Genomic DNA, 16,716 nt, shown 5'->3' with positions numbered 1-16,716 from the left:
ATGCGAAATACTGAATAACCATGCACCGGCGACTGATTACCGATTAACCGTTCAGCTGAATAGAAAAAATACTAAGCACTAATCTTAGGCGGCTGCCAGATGTTCCCGTAGAAATTGGAAATAAAAGAGAAGTCCCTGATGGGATAAATACGTTTTGTTGTAATAACCGGCTTGGACAACGGTAAAAAGAAACCTGCCGCTTTTAAGGCAACCGTACTGCTACAGCAATTGCAAATACAGAAAGGACTGCAATCATCGATAGGGTTTGTTGTATGGGAATTGTCTGTTTGCGATATTGTTGCGATAGCTGCATTCGTTTTGGTATATGTATCTTTACATGGCATCACGGATAATGCCAGCAAGTAAATGCCAAATATGAATGTTAAAAATCGCACGACAATACAAATATAGTTATTTGTTTGGATACTTTATTAATCTGGCACGATGAAGCCGGCAAAGCAATAAACAGAAGATGGTTGCGAAGTATTAATTATTATCTCAACATTCCCGGTAAGCGAATAATTTAATATTTTTACGATTATTAAGAATAAGTTCCAAATAGATACTTTGGTATTGCATAGCCTATATTATTCCATTGCCGGTAGAAATCTGTTATTGGCTGGCATATAGAATTTGAGAATTGAATAATTCCGCACAAAGAGTATATTGCTATTGACAAATATAAAATGCGTTTATTTTTAATACACATTAAAAAGATATTTATCAAAATAAACAATTATTGCATGGCATTACCTTCTATAAAAAAATCTTCAAAAGAGCAAATAAATAAAAACGAAATAGGTTATCCGTTTTTTATTAAAGCACCATTGGTCATTATTGGGCTATTTCTTTTCTTTTATATGCTCAAACTATTGCAGGATATCTTAATGCCTTTCGTATTTGCAGGATTGATTGCTGTATTGCTGAATCCTGTTTATAACTATTTGTTTCGGTGGAAGATGAATAAGATTATTGCGATACTACTTACCATTTTGCTGGGATTGATTGTCGTTGGCGGCATATTGTTTTTTCTTTCATCACAGATAGTGCAATTTGATGAAATGATTCCGCAGCTGAATGCGAAGGTTTTAAATCTGCTTCATCAGATGCAACAATGGCTGTCCGCTAAATTCGGCATATCATCCGAAAAACAGATGAGTATATTGAACGAAGCAATGAAAAACAGTAAAACTTATGTGGGACAAACTATCAACACCGTCTTTGGTATTGTAAGTTATTTTGTTTTGATACCATTGTATGTATTTTTGCTTTTATTTTATAAGACTTTACTCCTTGAATTTTTATACGAAGTATTCGAAGATGATCATGCAGGACGTGTTGCAGAAATTCTTCATGAAACCAAATCTGCCATCCAAAGCTATATCGTAGGCTTACTCATAGAAACCTGTATCATTGCGGGTTTAAATAGTATAGCACTTTTGGTACTGGGTGTTAAATACGCGATATTGCTTGGCGTCATTGGCGCGTTGTTAAATCTTGTTCCCTATATCGGCGGACTGATTGCGATTGCATTGCCTGTGCTGATGTCTTTTGTTTATAAAGACGGACTTACTACACCGGTATTGATTATTGTCGCTTATTCCGTGATACAGTTTTTGGACAATAATATTATCGTGCCGAAGATTGTTTCTTCCAAAGTTTCTGTCAATGCGCTTATGTCCATTCTAGTCGTATTGCTCGGTGGCGCATTGTGGGGTGTCAGCGGTATGTTTCTTTCTATTCCTTTTGTAGCGGTACTGAAAATTATTTTTGACAGAGTGGATGGATTAAAACCCTGGGGCAAATTGTTAGGCGACAAATTGCCTAAGCGTGTATCCACCAAAATAGTGAACAAAGGAAAAACAACTGACGAATAATTTATAAATTCATAGTATGAAATTAAAATCGAGTGAGCCCTTCTGGTTGATCAAGAATGGTATTTTACATGCTTATCCTTCTTTAGGGGAAAATATCAAAACGGAAATTTTAATTGTGGGCGGCGGCATCACGGGCAGCCTGATTGCCCATCAATGTATGGAAGACGGATATGATACAGTATTGATAGATCGTCGCGAAATCGGCAATGGCAGCACTTCTGCAACAACCTCTATGTTGCAATATGAAATTGATGTGCCTTTGTACGAATTGATAAAAAAGATTGGTAAAGACGGCGCCGTGTCGAGTTACCGTGCCTGTTATGATTCTATTGATAAATTGGGCATTATTTCCAAATCAATCAAATCCTCCTGTGGGTTTAGGAAAAAAGATTCGCTTTATTTTGCTGCGCTGAAGAAGGACGTGGATTGGCTGAAAGAAGAATTTTCGGCTAGAAAAAAACATGGCTTTCCTGTATCCTGGTTAAAGGCAAATGAAATTAAGGAACAATATCATTTGCAAAATACTTTTGGAGGCATCCTCTCTAAACAGGGAGGCAGCATCGACGCATTTTGTTTCGCGCACGATTTACTGGCATATAATCACAAGAGGGGTTTACGGATTTTTGATAAAACGGATATTCAAAAAACAGTACACAAACCAAGTGGCGCAATAGTTACAACAGAATATAACAATACAATTCAGGCTAAGAAAATTATTTATTGCAACGGCTTTGAAAGTGTGGAAATTATCAAAGATAAATTTGTCAGACTGCTTTCTACTTATGCTATCATAGGCGAAAGAAACGCAGATGACCAGTCTTACCTAAACGATATTTTAATCTGGAATACCGCAGACCCATATATTTATATGCGCACTACCGACGACAATCGTTTATTATTTGGGGGCGAAGATGAAGAGTTTGTAAATACAGTCAAGCGCGATGCACTGTTGAATAAGAAACAAATAAGACTGGAAAAGCAATTGCATAAAATTTTACCTGAATATCATTTCAGGACAGACTTTGGCTGGGCGGGCACTTTCGGTGAAACTAAAGACGGATTACCTTATATCGGCAAGCATCCTGATTTCCCTTCAGCTTATTTTGTATTAGGTTTTGGCGGCAATGGTATTACATTTTCTATCGTTGGTATGGAAATGGTTTCTGCTATGTTGAAAAATAAAAGACATCCGCTAAATCAATATTTTAGGTTTAGACGCTAATTATTTAATACTACGAGGAGGCAACTACTGCTTTAATAGATAATCCTTTATATCCATTTTGCCGACTTTTTGATTTGTCCTAATAATAAAAAGTTGAATGAATATTTAAATACTGCCGTATTCTCGTATATTGAGATTAAATATTATTATTTTTCAATGATATCGATACGTCATCTGAACCTTTTTAATTTTAATGATTAAATTTGTGCAATTGTGAAAAGAAAATATTACTTTTTTAAGCCCTTAATGTTACTTATTCTGCTAATGGCAGGAAAAGTAGCTATTGGTTCAACAAGTAATAATAATATACTTCGTTTTTATAAAATCAAGCAAACTTGCGTTCGGGCTTATTCTTTATACGAACATCATGATCAGAAAGAACTAATTGCCACGCCGCCATCCTTTATTTATAGTTTGTCAGAAAACAAGGATAATACACCGTATCACAAACCTATCTTTCTATTGGTTACTTACAAATTGCAGAATTCAATCTCATCTGTTTTTCAGGTGGATTTACGGCATGCAGAACTTTTCTTCAATTTTATTTTGCTATTTCCATTTCATTCCTTTTGGTAAGGCTGCAATATGTAAAATATTTTACATTAGTATATTTAATTGGCTATATTTGAAATGATCGATTGTCGGATACTTTTTCTGCTGATGAGGTCAGTTTCGGGTATGCTTATATAGCATTATTTTCATTTCTTAAAGTTTATAATCTTATACCTGCACATAATAATATTTCTCTCTATTATCGCTTTCTTCATAGCTATTTAACGGTCATTTATTACGTCCAAAGGAATGAGAAACAGATAAGCAGAGAAACGAGCGGTCGAATGGGAGAGAAAGATAAAAAATACATTGGGTAAAACAGACAACTAAAATTCTATGAATACAACATTACCTCCATTTGATAATCATTTTGTATATAAGTTATTAATAAAAGAAGGCGTTTCATCAGTTATAGCATCCTGGCTTAATACCTTGATATTATTTGTGCTATTATTGATTGCCGGTTTTATTTTTTACAAGATTCTATATAAGTTGCTATCAACTACATTGGGCAAATTGGCGACACGTACCTCCGGACAATTTGACGATTATCTGATTCAGTATAACGTCTTGAAATATTTTACACAATTACCGTTATTGATTATCATTATTTGGCTAATCCCATGGATACTTTCTGATTTTAGTGGATATATATCTTTTTTTTTGGTATCGGCTGATATTTATATGATATTGTTAGCTATCTGGCTTATTAGGTCTTTTTTATTTGCGGGCAGGGATTATCTTAAAACGAGGGAAGCATTTAAAGATAAGCCTGTAGAAAGTTTTGTACAAGTTGGAATGATTGTCTTGTATTTTATAGGCGCGTTGCTAATCTTTTCAAGAATTACAGGAAGGTCAATATTAGCGTTTCTAACGGCAATGGGTGCTGCATCCGCTGTCTTGTTACTTATTTTCAAAGATACCCTTTTAGGATTTGTAGCAAGCATACAAGTCTCCGCCAATGACATGGTTAGAATCGGAGATTGGATAACATTGGATAAATATGGAGCGGATGGGGATGTTATAGAAATTAATCTGACTACGGTTAAGATTCAGAACTTTGACAAAACGATTACCACCATTCCCACTTATTATCTTATCTCCGATTCTTTCAGAAACTGGAGAGGTATGCAACAGGAAGGCGGGCGACGCATTAAGCGCGCTATTAACATTAAGCTTTCTTCAATACGATATCTGACCTCAGAAGATATTAAACGGATGAAACAAATACAATTATTAGAAAGGTATATAGAAAAAATGGAGCTACAGATTCATCAATATAACAATGCGTCGTCTATAGATAAATCCTTACTGATAAATGGGCGTAACCTGACTAATGTCGGTGTTTTTCGTAAATATATTGAGGTATATCTTGAACAGCATCCTAGTATTCATAAAGAGTTAACGATGATGGTAAGACAGCTTCCTCCATCAGAAAAAGGGATGCCCATAGAACTTTATGCATTCACTAATGATGTAGAATGGATTAATTATGAACATATTATGGCTGACATTTTTGATCATTTGCTCGCCGCTGTTAACTATTTTGATTTGGAAATATTCGAATTTCCCAGTTCGGCAGCCAATACTTTTATTACTGATATTGTTATGTAAATTCTAATATTCTGGTAATATGTTATTTCTTCTAATGATAATTATACTATGATACAAGAACGCTTATTATTAATACTAACGTTGTTTTTTGCAATGGCGGTTTTGTATATTATAAGTCAACGTTTAAAAATATCCTATCCGATTTTCTTGGTTATAGGAGGTTTGGGTATTAGCTTCATTCCGGCAGTACCTAATATAAGTATTACTCCAGACCTTGTTTTTTTAATTTTTCTTCCTCCCTTACTTTTTGAAGCGGCATGGTACACTTCGTGGAACGAATTCTGGAAATGGAAACAACCTATTTCTTTATTAGGATTTGGTTTAGTATTGATAACTTCCTGGGCTATTGCATCTTTCGCTTTGCTGATACCAGGATTCACATTGGCACTTGGTTTTTTGTTAGGAGGAATAATATCTCCTCCTGATGCTATTGCCGCAACTTCTGTACTTAAAGGATTAAGAATTCCTCGGAGAGGTATTGTAATATTGGAGGGGGAAAGCTTGATAAATGACGCTGCATCATTGACCGTTTTCAGATTTGCTATTACAGCGGTCATTACTGGTCAATTTGTAATTCAAAAAGCGGCAATAAACTTCTTAGTTCTTGCTATTATGGGGATTTTTATTGGGGTTATGATTGGCTATTTACTGTACCTGATATTGAAATATTGGGCACGTTCCTCCAGTATTACTACGCCCATTACTTTGATTGCTCCATATGTTATGTATATTGTTGCGGAATCATTTCATTGGTCAGGTGTATTGGCAGTAGTTAGTGGGGGACTTTTTCTTTCATCCAGGTCAAGTGATTTCCTAAATTATCATACTCGGATGCAAACAAGAGAAGTTTGGGCCACAGCCGGCTTTTTATTGAACGGTTTTGTTTTTATTCTCATTGGACTTGAGTTACCAAACATATTAAGCGGGCTCGAAGGATATTCTATGAAACAGGCAATAAGTTACGCACTTGCCATTAGCTTTATCGTCATTATCGTCCGCATTGTATTGGTATATGTTGCTCTTTTTTTACCAAGAATGGTCAGCCGTCGTCGTATATGGCAAAAAGGGGTAAGCCCCGGTAAAAAATTACCTTTTTTGATAGGTTGGGCCGGCATGCGTGGTGTAGTTTCTCTGGCATCTGCACTCGCAATACCAATAACGATGACCAATGGAGAAGCATTTCCACATAGGAATCTAATTTTATTTATAACCTTCATGGTTATTCTTATCACACTCATTTTCCAAGGACTTACATTACCATTATTTGTCCGTTGGTTCAATCTTGATGACATTGATAGCAGTCGCTCCAGATCCGAACAATTAGAAGAAATGAAACTTCATTTAACAAGATTGTGTATAGAATATCTTCAAAAACAATATCACCAAGAATTAGATAAATATGAAAATATTCAAAAAATAAAAGAACAATTGGAATTGAATATTATTATTTTAGAAAATGCTCTTAATAAAGAACCGGAACAGAAAAAAATGCAGTCTGAGAAAAGGCTAAACAAGAAAATATGGAGAGAGCTTGTTGTCTTACAAAGAAATGAAATTAATAGGTTAAGGCAGGAGAGGAAATACGATGATAATACCATAAAAGAAATGGAGTACACGCTGGACCTGGAAGAAGCAAGGTTGGTAGGGAAATTTTGATTTATTCCGATACGAAAACTTGATGAAGTGAACCAATAAACAACAACAACCTCATGGATAATATCATTTATTCAATGCTATCCCATTTTTTGAGACAAATTCATCAGGAACTGCATGGTATCTACACCGTCTGCATAGTCATTTAAAGAAGGCTGTTGTGTCGCACCAAAGGGCAGGTATTTATTGCCTGCAATGCATTGAATACTTTCGTTATTTTCCAAAAACAATAAATCGTTTTCATCTTTGTAAAAAGAATAATTAACGACACTTATGGGCGAAAATAACGATTCGTTTTCCGTAACAATCAGCGCATCACTGTTCATGTACAATTTATTGTTCATTATCTGCAAGGCAAGTTGATAATCAAAATTGTGCCTGTATTTATGTTCATCCAGAAGGTAATTATAACGCTTCAACGCTGTGAGCAATGGAACAAAATCATAATCATCCGGCACAAATAGTTTCGTTACATTTCTACACCCCAAACCAAAATATAACATCATGTCATCGGCAAGTAAATCGAGTGTAGTGGTTGATTCTGTGCCGTCGAGGACTGCAACCGATGTCCTGTTTTTACGAATAACCGACGGATATTTCCCAAAGTAATATTCAAAATATCTTCCCGAATTGTTACTGCCGGTTGCAATGTAAGCATCACAATTTTTCAGAATATCAGAAATGCTTATCATACTTTTTGTATCGGCATCCCAGGAGATTAATTTATTGATGAGAAACGGCAGCAGCACATCGTCTTTCGACGAAAGTTTGATAAGCTGTTTATGTCCCGAAATGAAAACCGAAAGAAAATCGTGAAAGCCTACCAGGGGAATATTTCCCGCCATTACGATACCTATAGTTTGCAGGCATTTTTGTTCGTCGGGAACATTATATTTTTTTGCCCAGTCACCTAATAAATTTTCTCGCAAAAAATAATGCACAATATTGTTACAGGCGAGGTCGATAAATGCGAGTGTGAACCATGAATTTTTATGATAGGCATATTGTTTTACCGATTGCCACTCATCATTGTTTTCCAATAAATAATTGCCTAATTTTGCTAATAGTTTAATCCTTTGCTGCAGGTTCATTTTTTATAATGTAATTTTGCGCAAAATTATTTTAAAAAATAAAATTTATTCAATTTAAAATATGGCAATTAAAATTACTGACGAATGTATCAATTGCGGCGCTTGTGAGCCAGAGTGCCCGAACAATGCAATTTATGAAGGTGGTGTGGAATGGGCAATCAAAGACGGGACGACTATAAGCGGTGATTATACCTTGATGGATGGAAACGTTGTGGATGCGGGCAAACGTTTTGAACCGATAAGTACAGATGTTTATTATATTGTTCCCGACAAATGCACCGAGTGTCAAGGCTTTCATGAAGAGCCGCAGTGTGCCGCTGTATGCCCGGTAGATTGTTGCGTCCCGGATGATATGTATAAAGAAACGATTGACGAATTACTGAACAAGAAAGAAAAACTGCATATTTGATTAATAATATAATTTTCTTCTTTTGATAAACGCTCTAAATGCTGCACTATGGTGCGGCATTTTTGTTTTTATAATGTTTTGAGTGAAAATGCAGCACACTTATTAACTATCAATTGTTTGAATAATATATAATTATTTGTTAATTAAACTAAATTGACACATAACTATTTGTTAATCTACGCATATTCGGGTTGAAATTACCTTTGCGTTAAATTCACTAATTAAAACTTCTATGAAAAAAATTTACACGACGCTCATTCTTGGCTTTGCATTATTATTTATTCAATCTGCTTATGGACAAGTGGATTTAACGACGTCTCCTTATGTAGAAAATTTTGACGGCATTGCAAGCGGGCTACCGGCAGGATTTTCGGTAAACACAGGAAGTTCGGCTACGAGTATAGGAACAGCCGTTACTACAATTACTAAGGCAACCTGGGCAACCACATCGGGACAATTTACAAATTATGCATCTGCTTCTCTTGGCGCTTCGGCTACAACAACTGAGCAAGGAAATGCTACCGACCGTGCACTGGGTGTACGGCAAACAGGCTCTTTTGGCGATGCCGGCGCTGCTTTTGTATTTCAAATTTCCAATACATTGGGAAAAACAAGTTTTAGCTTAACGTTTGACTTGCAATCGTTAGATGCAAATAGCCCAAGAACAACTGCCTGGCAGGTTCAGTACGGTTTAGGGAGTAACCCAACTTCATTTACAGACGCAAGTACTATTACCGGTACATTGACTACAGGCGGAAGCACTTTTAGCAATAATACTATTACTGCAGATTTTGGAAATGCTTTGGATAACCAAAGTGGTGTGGTAACTATACGAATTGTTACCTTAAATAAAAGTACGGGAAGTGGCAATAGACCTTCTACTGCCATTGATAATTTTTCGCTTTCGTGGATAGGAGAGGACTCAAATGTGCCGCAACTATCTCTTACCGATAATGATAACAATACGGTTTCTTCTCTCACATTTCCATCAATTGCTATTAATCAAAGCGCAGGATTATCTTATATTTTAAACGGGAAAAATTTGACCGACGCTGCAACCATTAATGTAAGTGGTAGCGTATTCAGTTTATCTACGGATAGTGTAAATTTCAGCTCGTCATTAAGTATCGCTCCCGGAGATGCGGTAAATAAAAAGATTTATGTAAAATACTCTCCGTCCATACAAGGCAATTATTCCGAGACTATTGCACATATCAGCACGGGCGCAACAGAAAAAGATATTACTGTTACCGGACAGGCTTATGACCCTGCAAACATCAGTTTTGATTTTAATGCTTGTTCAAGTAAGGGGGCTCCCGGTTCAGGATTTACACAGTATAGTGTTATAGGAGACGGTCAAACCTGGGCGTGCAGTACGTATGGAGATGCCTCAAACGGTGTAAGTATCAACGGATATTCCGGCGGACCTGTAAATAATGAAGATTGGCTAATTTCACCTAAGTTAGATTTAAGTCTGTATGCAAATTTCCCGGTGCTTAGTTTTGAAAGCCGCGGCGAATATTCAGGACCTTCTTTAACATTATGGGCTTCTACCGACTACGACGGCGTGGGCAATCCCGATGATTTTACATGGACTCAACTAAATGCCAATTTCCCTAAGCCAAGTGGTTCCGGAACTGCATCATTTGTGCTAAGCGATGGTATCAATTTAACAGCGTATAAAAGCACGCCTGTTTACATTGCCTTCAAATATGTTGCAAATACAGACGACGGCGCTGCACAATGGGATATCGATAATGTAGCTATCGCAAATAAAACGCAGATTTTGTCCGTAACGCCTTCACAACTTTATTTTGGAGAACAATCTGCAGGCACACATTCAGATGGAGACGCAATTGCCGTGCAAGCCGTTGGTTACGGCGATGTAACAGTAAATGCACCGGCTAATTTTGGCGTATCGTTAGACAATTCAACTTTCTCATCGTCTATCGTTATTCCACAAGCAACGGCTGAAGCCGGTACAACCATTTATACGGATTTTGCTCCCCAAAGCAAGCAGTTACTTATTGCAGACAGCCTTACATTTACCAACGGAAGTGATTTAAATCAAAAGCTTGTTGCAGTTTTGGGCAGTTCATATCCGAAATCGGAAACCTTTGATGTAGGTTGTTATAATCTGAGTTTCTTTGCTTCCAGCGGCTCAGACGCTATTGTAAGAACAGCTGACGAAATTAACACACAAGTTAATAACATTGCAAACGTATTTCAGCATTTGAATATCGACATAGCAGGCTTTGAAGAAATGTCCAGCGACAGTGGAATGAATGCAATGATTTCAAAATTAAATGCTGCAACAGGGCAAACATACGCTGCGCTTATATCTGACAGATGGTCGTATTATTTTCAGCCGGATGACCCTACTTATCCTGCACAAAAAATAGGCATCATCTACAATACGGCGACAATGACGCTTTCTACCACCGAGCCTCCAAGAGCAATGTTTAAAAATCTGTATGACAGCATACAAAACGGAACAGCAACACTCGCCAATTATCCAACATCTACAAGTTCAAGTTTCTGGTCATCAGGAAGATTGCCATATATGGCTACATTTACAGCAAACATAAACGGTGTAAGTAAAAAGATACGCTTTATTGTACTACATTCAAAATCCGGCGCAGACGCAACATCATACAGCCGCAGGCAGTACGATGCACAAGTGCTGAAAGATACACTTGATACTTATTATCCAAACGATAATATTATCATGGTAGGCGATTATAACGACAGGGTATATAGTTCTATTACCAGCGGCGAGCAATCTTCTTATGAAGAATATATAACAGATAATGCCGACTATGACGCGCTCACTTATCCGTTAGATGAAGCAGGAGAAACGAGCTTCCCGGGTGACGATGGAATGATTGACCAAATTTTGATAACTAATGAATTAGTTCCTGATTATCTGGAAAACTCTACACAGGTAGAACCTGCAAATACGTATGTGTCTCCTTACAACAAAGTTGTTTCTTCCGACCACTTACCGGTTTATTCTCGCTTTATATTGCAAAACTCTGCTGCGCTTCCTGTAAATGTTACCAATTTCAATGGCATTATTGTAAACAATACATCGAAGCTCACATGGACCGCACTTACGCAATTGAACAATAAACGCTTTATTATCCAGCGTTCTGCCGATGGTAAAAATTATACCGACATCGGAGATGTAAAAGGTGCAGGAACTAGCAGCATTGCTATCAATTACAGCTTTGTAGATAAAACTCCGTTATCCGGTGTGAATTTCTATCGCCTGATGCAGGAAAACCTGAATGGAACGAGTCAGGAAGTTGGTGTTATAAGTTTGAAATACAATTCCGACAATGTCAATAAATTGATTATCTATCCAAATCCTGTGGTTAATCAAAGCCGCATTCACATTGAACTGAAAAATGCAACAGGCAATTATACTGCACGCATTGTATCTGTCAGCGGATATACAGTTGTTCAAACTACGGGAACAATCGATGATATTAATAAAGCTGTAAACAGTAAGTTCAATCAGCTTGCATCCGGCATTTACATTCTGCAAGTAAGCAACGGCACGGAAAAATATCAGGGCAAGTTTATTAAACGATAAACTGATATAAATCAATTTTCAATAAAAAAAGTCCCGGCATAAATTGTCGGGGCTTTTTTTATACTTGTCCGGAAGCGTAATCCGGTACAGAATAAAAAATAATTTTTCAGTCAAAGCATCTGCTTAAAAATTTATGCCACCTTTGCAGCGCGTTTTTTTCTTCAACTTTTTAAAAATTCCGATATGTTACAAACTGAATTCGACAAGCACGATGTAGCAAAAATAAAGCAGGCTTTGGAAGGCGATGATGCGCAACTGGCACAGGTTCTGGTAGAATATCATCCTTCGGAAATTGCGATATTTTTTGAACATCTTACCAAAGAAGAGCAGGAGCGTATTGTAAATTTACTTCCTTCCGAAGTAGCATCGGAAGCTATTTCGGAGATGGACGAAGAACAACATCCTGCGGAATTGTTGTTGCAATTAGAACCGGAAAAGCGAAAAGAAATTATTGAAGAATTTGATTACGATGATGCTACCGACATCATTGCGCAGTTGGATATTGAAGAACAGGAAGAAATTCTGGAAGACCTTGACCTGGTTGATGCTGCCGCTATCCGTAACTTGCTGACTTATCCCGAAGATTCTGCCGGCGGCTTAATGAACAGCAGCTTTATAAGTGTAAATATTCATCAGTATAAAACGGATGCCATTAACGAAATTATTCGTCAGTCGGAGGATATGGAGGAGTTCTACACTATTTATGTAGTGGATGAACAGAAAAAGTTAGTTGGCATTGTTTCCATTAAAGATATTATCAAGTCGCGCGCCGATGTCAAGATTGCCGATTTGATTAAGACCGATTTTAAATACGTGCGCGCCGATGCCGACCAGGAAGAGGTAGCGAAAATTATTTCGCAATATAATCTCACTTCATTACCGGTAGTTGATGGCATTAATCATTTGCTCGGACAAATCACGGTGGATGATGTTATCGACGTTTTGGAAGAAGAAAATACGGAAGATATCCTGAGAATTTCCGGCGTATCGGAAGATGAAGAACTAAGTGGTTCGTGGAAGCCAGCCGTCAAAAGCCGCTTGCCATGGCTCATTATTAACTTGGCTACGGCGTTTCTTGCAGCGTCTGTTCCAAGGCATTTTGAAAAAACAATTGAGCAGTTAGCAGTGCTTTCAGCCTATATGACCATCATTGCGGGAATGGGCGGAAATACTGCAACTCAGGCACTTGCCGTTACCGTTCGTCGTATTTCTTTAAATCAATTGTCAGACAAGCAAGCGTGGAATACAATCAAGAAAGAAATTCTTGTCGGCTTTATTAATGGAGCCGTTAATGGCATTATTGTATGTATTGTCGCATTGCTGTTAGACAACAATCCAATGCTTGGGTTGGTTTTGTTCTTAGCAATGGTGGGCAACATGATTGTCGCCGGCATCGCCGGTTCCGGTATTCCATTGTTGCTGAAAAGATTGGGAATTGACCCTGCAATTGCATCGTCTATTATCATCACAACATTTACGGATGTGTTTGGATTTTTACTTCCGTTGGGATTAGCAAGCAAATTGTTGTTATAAAAACATGATTATTTTTTAATCAAATGCGACAAAATAATGCCTGTTGCAACGGCTGCGTTCAGCGATTCCGCCTTGCCGAATGCTGGAATAGAGACCGCTTCATTGATATATGGTTTGATATTTTCGCGAATGCCTTTTGATTCATTGCCTATAACCAAAATGCCTTTGGAAATGCTTGAGTGTTGCAGCACATTATTACCGTTTAGTAATGCACCTAAAATTTTAGTTTTTGATTGGGAAAGAAAGTTGTTCAAGTCGAGATATTGAACGTCCACGCGAAAAATGCTGCCCATTGTGGCTTGCACGGTTTTGGGATTGTAACAATCTGCCGAATCTTGTGAAGCAACTATCTGCTGTATGCCAAACCAATCGGCGATTCTGATAATTGTTCCTAAATTTCCGGGGTCTTGAATACCGTCAAGTGCAAGTATGATTTGTTCTGTATCAATGCGCTGTTGCTGTTGTTTTTTTTCGACCACAGCCAATACCTGGTTCGGGGTTTCGAGCCGGCTCATTTTACCAAGTTCAATATCGCTGATCATTGTTACAGCCGATGAATACCATTCCGGCACAACATATTTTTCGGTGGCATAAACTTTTTTAATACCGAAATTACTTTGAAAAAGTTCAGTTACCATTTTCTGTCCTTCGACAATAAAAACATTTTCTTTGTCTCTTGTTTTTTTATGGTACAAACTTTGGATATATTTGATTTCATTTTTACTAATCATAAATGCGGAATATTTTCTATAAGTCAAACACCTGTGCGACTGCCATCGGAATGATGATTTTGTTTTGCTGTTTCAGTGCATGTACTACCATCAAAAATGCGCCGGCAGATAAGCCGTTTGTCTATGAGTCAAAAATAGAATTAAATAAGGATAATATATCGAAGGACGATGCCAAATTACTTTCGACCAACCTGGGAAATTATTGGGTGGATAGTTTGCGTGTACCGCTTGTAACTAAATATTTAGTAAAAAATGTAATTATTAGTCCGCCGGTTTTGGATACAGCCAATATCCTGAAAACCGAGAAATACATGAATAGCTATCTCAATTCAGTAGGATATTACCGTTCAACATTTACAGATAGCGTATCCATTGACAGTACAAGCAAGCCCGCTCAAAAACGTGCCACCGTCATTGTACAAGTAGAGCCAAACAAACCTACGATTATCGATTCGCTCGGCTACAATTTGTCAGATACTACTTTGCAGAAAGTCGCATTAGCGACAAAACATCGGGCTAAAATAATTCCGGGGAAAACAAAGTTTGCACAGGATGCTGTTGCAGCTGAATTGGACAGGCTGGTAGCGCTTTACAGAAATATGGGCTATTACCAACTCACGAGAAACAACCTGATTGCACAGGCAGATACTATTGATGCAAATCTGCTGAGACCAACCTTAGACCCATTTGAACAAGCTGTAAAAATGGCGCAAGTCGCGGCAAAGCAAAAAGAAAATCCAACTGTATCTTTAACGGTAATGAAACGCACGGGAGAAGATACTTTACTCGTTAGTTCCAAGCTTTCGGATTTTGTCCGGTATAAAATCCGAAAAGTGAATTTTTATCCGGAAACAAGACCTAACGAAATTCCGGATACAATTTTGCAACATCCCGATAATTTTACAAATATTCATTCAATAAGGCATGGAGATATTACCATTTATAATCGTGAAAACAAATTTGTGCCAAGACCAATGCTGGAGCACTTGTACTTCAAAAAAGGAGATTTGTATAAAGACAGCACTTTCTTTAAAACGATTAATAACCTTACTTCGATAGGAGCGTGGCAACAAGTAGATTACAGAAACTTTACAAATGGAGACAGCATCGATGTCAATTATTTTTTAGTGCCGGCTATCAAACAAAATATTACAACGGAACTTGAAGGCAGTTGGAACACAGGCGATTTTATTTCGTCGTCCAATATGTTTGGCATAGCGCTCAATCTAAGCTATCGAAACAGAAATGTGTGGCGCCGGGCAATCCAGTCCGTAACGAATGTCTTAGGCGGAGTGGAGCTTGGGCTTGGCAATAACAGCATTAGCAATAATTTGATACAAACATTACAGTTGGGCGCTTCTCAGTCTTATTCGTTTCCTCGTTTTATTACACCATTTTTCAGAATAAGAGATAAAAATTTAGATGCTGTAAGCACTGTGTTGAATGTAAGTGCTAATTACACAGACAGGCGCGACTATTACAAATTGCGTTCCCTTGTCGGTAACTGGGGATATCAGTGGAGAAATGGTCGTTCCAACTGGCAATATCGCCCGTTGAACATCGAAGTGTATTCGCTGGATACCTTGTCGGGATTGGATACTGCGATAAAATATAATCCTTATTTGACAAAAGCGTTCAATGCCGGCACTGTCATCAGTCAGCAGTTAAATTTTAATGTTTCCTTTGACAATACGAGGTTTCAGGGCAATAGCTATTTAAGATTTGCCGTGGAAGAAGCCGGCGGATTATTCGGACTAATAAAACCGTTAAGCGACCAAATCTATCGTTACATTCGGGTAGAGGGCGAATATATAAAGCATTTGGATTTTCCTAAAACAGAGTTTGCGTTCCGTGCGTTTGCGGGTGCAGGTTATAACTACGGTAACTTTACAAAATTTGGCAATACACTTCCATTTTTTAAACAGTTTGTTGCCGGCGGACCAAACAGTATGCGTGCCTGGGGCTTGCGGCAATTAGGAATTGGTTCTTATGTGCCAAATGATTCTGCAAGTACATTTACCGATAGATATGCCGATATGCAATTGGAGGTAAACTTAGAGTATCGTTATCCACTTATTTCAACAGAAAGTGTTAAGATAAACGGAGCGCTATTTTCGGATATTGGCAACATTTGGGACATTCGTAAAGATCCCAACTTACCCGGTGCACAGTTTGATATTAGTCGTTTGGGAAAAGATATTGCCATTGCGTTAGGAACAGGCATACGACTTGATTTCAATTATTTTGTTATCAGGCTTGATTTCGGTTTAAAATTAAAAGACCCTGCACGATTGGAAAATAACGGCTGGTTAAGCATCAAAAATTTTAGATGGCGTGATTATGCATATTCCAATCATCAGGCAAATCCTATTACTGGCACAAAATACAGAAATAATTACGGCATTCAATTGGGAATAGGATTGCCGTTTTAAAAAA

General features: G+C 37.6%; 11 protein-coding genes. 8 read left to right on the top strand and 3 right to left on the bottom strand.

The genetic code is table 11. The features are described 5' to 3' along the window. Nucleotides 1-71: 71 nt before the first annotated feature. Complete coding sequence (locus A9P82_RS15825; RefSeq protein WP_369815746.1) at nt 72-344, bottom strand: hypothetical protein; 273 nt, start codon at nt 342-344, stop codon at nt 72-74. 399 nt (nt 345-743) lie between these two features. Here A9P82_RS15825 and A9P82_RS02365 point away from each other — a divergent pair, with 399 nt between their 5' ends. The 4 genes from A9P82_RS02365 (at nt 744) to A9P82_RS02345 (ending at nt 6,921) form a co-directional block, all read left to right on the top strand. Further along, nucleotides 744-1,877 carry an AI-2E family transporter gene (locus tag A9P82_RS02365; RefSeq protein ID WP_066209497.1) on the top strand — a complete coding sequence of 378 codons (1,134 nt, stop codon included), beginning with the start codon at nt 744-746 and terminating at the stop codon, nt 1,875-1,877. Nucleotides 1,878-1,893: 16 nt separating this feature from the next. Next, nucleotides 1,894-3,099, top strand: coding sequence for an NAD(P)/FAD-dependent oxidoreductase (locus tag A9P82_RS02360; RefSeq protein ID WP_066203810.1), 1,206 nt, complete (start codon nt 1,894-1,896; stop codon nt 3,097-3,099). An 888-nt stretch (nt 3,100-3,987) separates the two neighbouring features. After that, the gene (locus A9P82_RS02350; protein ID WP_066203804.1) at nt 3,988-5,265 is read left to right on the top strand and encodes a mechanosensitive ion channel family protein; all 1,278 of its coding nucleotides are present in this window, start codon (nt 3,988-3,990) and stop codon (nt 5,263-5,265) included. 48 nt (nt 5,266-5,313) lie between these two features. Next, nucleotides 5,314-6,921, top strand: coding sequence for a Na+/H+ antiporter (locus A9P82_RS02345; RefSeq protein WP_066203801.1), 1,608 nt, complete (start codon nt 5,314-5,316; stop codon nt 6,919-6,921). A gap of 77 nt (nt 6,922-6,998) precedes the next feature. Here A9P82_RS02345 and A9P82_RS02340 read toward each other — a convergent pair whose 3' ends face one another. Beyond that, a complete protein-coding gene (locus tag A9P82_RS02340) occupies nt 6,999-8,009 on the bottom strand; it encodes an acyl-CoA reductase (protein WP_066203798.1) in 1,011 nt (336 codons plus the stop codon). Nucleotides 8,010-8,070: 61 nt separating this feature from the next. Between A9P82_RS02340 and A9P82_RS02335 the strand changes: the two genes are divergently transcribed. The 3 genes from A9P82_RS02335 (at nt 8,071) to mgtE (ending at nt 13,549) form a co-directional block, all read left to right on the top strand. Next, entirely contained in the window at nt 8,071-8,418 is a 348-nt protein-coding gene (locus A9P82_RS02335; RefSeq protein WP_066203795.1) for a 4Fe-4S dicluster domain-containing protein, read from the top strand. A gap of 232 nt (nt 8,419-8,650) precedes the next feature. Further along, nucleotides 8,651-12,016, top strand: coding sequence for a T9SS type A sorting domain-containing protein (locus A9P82_RS02330; protein WP_066203793.1), 3,366 nt, complete (start codon nt 8,651-8,653; stop codon nt 12,014-12,016). A gap of 183 nt (nt 12,017-12,199) precedes the next feature. Beyond that, nucleotides 12,200-13,549 (top strand): magnesium transporter, encoded by a 1,350-nt coding sequence (mgtE, locus tag A9P82_RS02325; protein ID WP_066203790.1) that lies wholly within the window; start codon nt 12,200-12,202, stop codon nt 13,547-13,549. An 8-nt stretch (nt 13,550-13,557) separates the two neighbouring features. Here the strand turns inward: mgtE and A9P82_RS02320 are convergent, their stop codons facing one another. Beyond that, nucleotides 13,558-14,280 carry a TrmH family RNA methyltransferase gene (locus A9P82_RS02320; protein ID WP_066203788.1) on the bottom strand — a complete coding sequence of 241 codons (723 nt, stop codon included), beginning with the start codon at nt 14,278-14,280 and terminating at the stop codon, nt 13,558-13,560. 2 nt (nt 14,281-14,282) lie between these two features. Here A9P82_RS02320 and tamL point away from each other — a divergent pair, with 2 nt between their 5' ends. Continuing rightward, the gene (gene tamL / locus A9P82_RS02315) at nt 14,283-16,712 is read left to right on the top strand and encodes a translocation and assembly module lipoprotein TamL (RefSeq protein ID WP_082915176.1); all 2,430 of its coding nucleotides are present in this window, start codon (nt 14,283-14,285) and stop codon (nt 16,710-16,712) included. Nucleotides 16,713-16,716 lie beyond the last annotated feature (4 nt).

The organism is Arachidicoccus sp. BS20, from assembly GCF_001659705.1.
In the GTDB taxonomy this organism is placed as follows: domain Bacteria; phylum Bacteroidota; class Bacteroidia; order Chitinophagales; family Chitinophagaceae; genus Arachidicoccus.
Note: the sequence above shows the minus strand (reverse complement) of the source record. Positions and strands in the feature narration are given on the sequence as shown.